Raw genomic sequence first — 4,735 nt, forward strand, 5'->3', positions numbered from 1 at the left:
CGATCGCCTAACAAACACATAACCCCTGGTTTCTTACATCCCACCCAACCAAATAAAATATTGTCAAAAAACACCTTTGCGAACCTTTGCGCGTACTTAGCGACCTTTGCGTTTAAACATTGTACAGGCGATCGCCCCAAAGCTCCCCAACTTCTAGATAAATTATCCTAGAGTATCCCTAATTATGTGAGAAATCGGGGATCTTACTTTTGATACTCATAACTATTTCCTCTGACAGAAAGCATTGTCCGTGAGAATTGATAATCTCAACTTAATCAGAGTAAATCTTGATTTTCGAGCCGTCCAGGATTTTATTCGGCTGGGGTATTACTTGCGATTAAAAATGCTTTTTATCAGAGGTATTTATGTTTTACCACAAAAAAGAGCCTATTCACCCTGTGAATGTTTGTGAAGCTGACCCTCGTTTTGCGCAATTACTCCTAGAGCAGTTTGGGGGAGCAACCGGGGAACTATCAGCAGCTTTGCAATATTGGGTACAGTCTTTTCATGTGGAAGATCCGGGAATTCGGGATATGCTCCAAGATATTGCGATTGAAGAATTTAGCCACCTGGAAATGGTGGGGAAACTAATTGAAGCTCATACTAAAAATACCGACCAGACCGAAGCATATAAAAGTACTCTGTTTGCTGTGAGAGGTATGGGACCCCACTTTTTAGATAGTCAAGGGAGTGCTTGGACAGCACATTACTTGAATGAAGGTGGCGATGTAGTTCGGGATTTAAGAGCTAATATTGCAGCTGAAGCTGGCGCACGTCAAACTTATGAGGAATTAATTAAACTAGCAACGGACCAAGGGACTAAAAATACTTTAGTGCACCTGTTAACCAGGGAAGTTTCTCATACTAGAATGTTTATGAAGGCTCTGGATTCATTAGGGAAATTAAGTGAGCCATTTTTTGGGAATATTCAACCCGATGAAACCGTTGATATTTATTACAACCTATCTGCAAATGGGGATGGTAAAGATCAGCGTGGCCCTTGGAATCGGGAGCCAGATTTTAAATACATCCCTAACCCACTGGAAAGAAAATCTTAAACTAAAGCCATAGAGCTAATAGTCAAAAAACAAAAAGCGCCTGGGAGTGTGGCCGTGTTTCCACCCCAAACGCTTTTTATTTTTAACTTGCTCCTCACACACTATTAGATAGTACAGTTAGTTACTCAAAAGGCAAGTTTGATATGTGACAGTTTATGAACTGTCATACAACCACTTGGCAGAAGTTTAGTGTAAAAAGTGACGTGTGCCAGTTAACACCATGACTAAACCGAGTTCATTTGCAGCCTTTACAGAATCCTGGTCGCGTAAACTTCCACCGGGTTGGACAATTGCAGTAATTCCCGCTGCTGCGGCTGTTTTAACTGAATCATCAAAGGGGAAAAATCCATCGCTGGCGAGAATTGCACCTTGGGCTTTTGCACCTGCTTGCTCTAAGGCGATTTTGACTGAACCAACCCGATTCATTTGACCAGCACCTACCCCTAGGGTGGTGCGATCGCGAGTAATGACAATAGCATTAGATTTGACGTGTTTACAAACCTTCCAAGCAAAGAGTAACTCAGCTAACTCGTCGGGGGTGGGTTGACGTTCTGTGACTACTTGCCATTCACCACTATCAGCTATTTTATCATCAGCGGACTGGACAAGAAAACCCCCGGCGATCGCCTTGACAGTTTCCTTAGGGCCACTAGTCAAATCTGGTAAAGTTAAAATCCGTAGCTTAGATTTTGCCGCCAAAATTTCTTGGGCTGCCGCTTCACAACCGGGAGCAACCACACATTCTAAAAATGTCTTAGTTAACTCTTCCGCTGTAGCCACATCAATGGGGTGATTGAGTGCGACAATTCCCCCAAAAGCCGAAACAGCATCAGCATTAAAGGCTTTTTGATATGCTTCCACCAGGGTACTACCCAAAGCCACACCACAGGGGTTAGTGTGTTTAATCACCGTTGCTGCTGGGGTATCAGTAAACTCCGCAATAATTTGGCGGGCGGCTTCTAAATCCACCAAATTATTATAACTCAGTTCCTTACCTTGCAATTTCGTAGCCGCAGCCCAACCGGTGGGAGTTGTACCGGTTTGATACCAAGCAGCAGGTTGATGGGGGTTTTCACCATAACGCAGAGATTGCAATTGCTGACCGGACAGGTTGTAAGTATTCTCAGATTGTTGGCTGAGATAAGCTGCTATGGCTTGGTCATAACTCGCCGTATGGGAAAACCCTTTTAAAGCAGATTTCTGGCGAAAATCTAGGGAAGCAGTCCCGTTATTGTGGCGTAATTCCTGTAAATATTCCTCATACTGTCCTGGGTCACATAATACCGTCAGATGGGCGAAATTTTTCGACGCAGCCCGTAACATCGCCGGACCACCGATATCAATTTGTTCTACCGCCTCCGATAATGTTACCCCGGGTTTAGCAATGGTCTCCTCAAAGGGATAAAGATTGACAACTACTAAATCAATGGGGCGAATTTGGTTAGTTTCTAAATCTGTTAAATGTTGGGGAATATCCCGCCGCGCCAAAATTCCGCCATGAATGCGAGGATGTAAGGTTTTAACTCGACCACCTAAAATCTCAGGTGAACCTGTGTAATCAGAAACCTTTGTCACTGGTAGTCCCGCATCCTTGAGGGTTTGGGCGGTTCCCCCGCTGCTGATTAAATTAAATTCAAATTCTTCGACCAAGCGACGGGCGAGGTCAACTATACCAGTTTTGTTAGATACACTCAGCAGGGCTAGACGCGCCATGTTTTAGTTCCTCAGATGTAGGCGATAAAACGAAAGATCCCCAGTTTTACATAAGGTTGGGTTCACTTCAAGACCGTAAGACTCAAAAGGCTGCTAGTGCTTATTAGCCAGGGAATAAATTAAGAGTCTGATAGCTAAAGTCCACTAAAAGTGGACTGGTGGGTTACTTAGAATACTCTAGTTAGTTTAATGTATTTTTTTATATTTCATATCAAGCTATAATATTGAGATAAATCTGCCATAGGAAGTTTCTGTTGGGCAATATCCGCGACTTCTATGAAAATTGATGGTTACTTGATAATATCATGCTAAGAAGTCGGGGATATCTTGTTACAAAGATGTCAGTATGATGAAAGATTTAAAATTATGACGAAAAAATCTCAGAGGATTTCCGGAAACCATTCATATTCTTGGCAAGAAACTTACTTGTATTATTGCGCTGCTTGGTGTTGCAAATTACTACGATAATATGATTTACTGATGTTAAGAGAGCTTAGTTTTGCAGTACTATCTGTTATTTCCTTTAGCTCTGCTAGTCTAGCAGAGCCTTGTGATGATGCGTGGGGTAGACTTGATTCGTTAAACCCTTTTTTTTCTTCAGCCAAATTAAAAACTAAAAGTGGTTTATACAAGTGTAAAGTTATAGATGTTCATCCATATCATTTAGAGTTTGATGTGTTATGTGATAATGGGTCATCAATACACTCTGAATGGCTTATGGGTCAACCAATAGAAGGGATTGAGGATGATGAGCAGATTTTTGTACGAGACAGAAATGGTTCTGAATTTAAAATGGAATACAATGTTCAACCTGTTATTAATTGTGATCATAATCGGGGAATTATGTCTTTTGATATCGAATATTATGCTTATCAAAAAGCGTTTCAATTTACATTAAACATTCATTACAAATTAAAATATAGACCTTTATTGAAGCCAGCGGGCTTTTAGATTACCAGATGGCGTTGCTTCAATCATTCTCTCATCGGGATGCTAATTGGATTGATTCCAATACATAAAGTTTCCATTCGATTAGTGTCCCCAGGGAGTGGGGAATCTCCCATTTTAAACACTTACCCTGTAAGAACTCTAGAGGCACTTTCCGATAGCGTGGCGTTAGCCATAATGGACTTTAGCATATTAATAAATCCCCTCAAACCCTTATACAGTAAGGGACAGAGGTTAATCGGCACTAGCTAGATTGACGATGTCAAAACACAAGAATAACTATTCCAGCTATTTTGATTGAACTTGGGTGATGATTAACTAGTGCATTGAAACAGCACTAAGGCGATCGCAATTTAGGAGATGATGTAACCGAGAAATTGGGGTTAAAGCGTTGGATGCGGTAGGCGATCGCGCCAGGGCTGTAGTGATCATGTTGAAATTAACACTTAGTTTTTAGCCAGGGGTTTTTAACCCCTGGCTCCTGCTAACCCGTCAACCGTCAACAGTCAACCGTCAACCGTCAACAATCATGGGAGTTATAATCAAATCAAGCTATACGTAAACTTTTATGACTAAATGGTTTAACACTGCGGGCCCTTGTAAACCAAATATCCACTATACACTACCCACTACCGAACGGTTACCCCAATTAAAACGACTGATTGAGCAAGAGAATTACTTTGTTATCCATGCACCGAGACAAACCGGTAAAACCACTGCCATGCTCACCTTAGCACAGGAATTGACAGCCAGTGGTAAATATACTGCTGTCATGGTATCTGTAGAGGTGGGGGCTGCTTTTCCAGATAAAACAGATATCGCCGAATTAGCGATTTTAGATGCTTGGCGTGGTGCTATTAGTCACAGGTTACCCGATGAATTACAACCCCCTAAATGGCCTGATGCTCCTGTAGGGCGACGGATTGGAGCAGCATTAGAATCATGGGCAAAGATTTCATCCCCTCCTTTAGTGGTGTTTATTGATGAAATCGATGCTTTAGCTAATGAAACCTTAA

The 4,735-nt window shown here is 41.8% G+C and carries 4 protein-coding genes; 3 read left to right on the top strand and 1 reads right to left on the bottom strand.

What is annotated here, in order from left to right; all coding sequences use genetic code 11:
• Positions 1-365 precede the first annotated feature (365 nt).
• Positions 366-1,058 (top strand): manganese catalase family protein, encoded by a 693-nt coding sequence (locus NWP22_RS12940; RefSeq protein WP_271733119.1) that lies wholly within the window; start codon positions 366-368, stop codon positions 1,056-1,058.
• A 186-nt stretch (positions 1,059-1,244) separates the two neighbouring features.
• Here NWP22_RS12940 and purH read toward each other — a convergent pair whose 3' ends face one another.
• A complete protein-coding gene (gene purH, locus NWP22_RS12945) occupies positions 1,245-2,771 on the bottom strand; it encodes a bifunctional phosphoribosylaminoimidazolecarboxamide formyltransferase/IMP cyclohydrolase (RefSeq protein ID WP_271733121.1) in 1,527 nt (508 codons plus the stop codon).
• Positions 2,772-3,251: 480 nt separating this feature from the next.
• On the opposite strand from purH, the gene NWP22_RS12950 reads away from it, so the two are divergent.
• Both NWP22_RS12950 and NWP22_RS12955 read left to right on the top strand, forming a co-directional pair.
• Entirely contained in the window at positions 3,252-3,722 is a 471-nt protein-coding gene (locus tag NWP22_RS12950) for a hypothetical protein (protein WP_280801975.1), read from the top strand.
• 565 nt (positions 3,723-4,287) lie between these two features.
• The coding region (locus NWP22_RS12955; protein ID WP_280801976.1) for an AAA family ATPase at positions 4,288-4,735 on the top strand (448 nt) is incomplete at its 3' end.

Source organism: Anabaenopsis tanganyikae CS-531 (assembly GCF_029891675.1).
In the GTDB taxonomy this organism is placed as follows: Bacteria; Cyanobacteriota; Cyanobacteriia; order Cyanobacteriales; family Nostocaceae; genus Anabaenopsis; species Anabaenopsis arnoldii.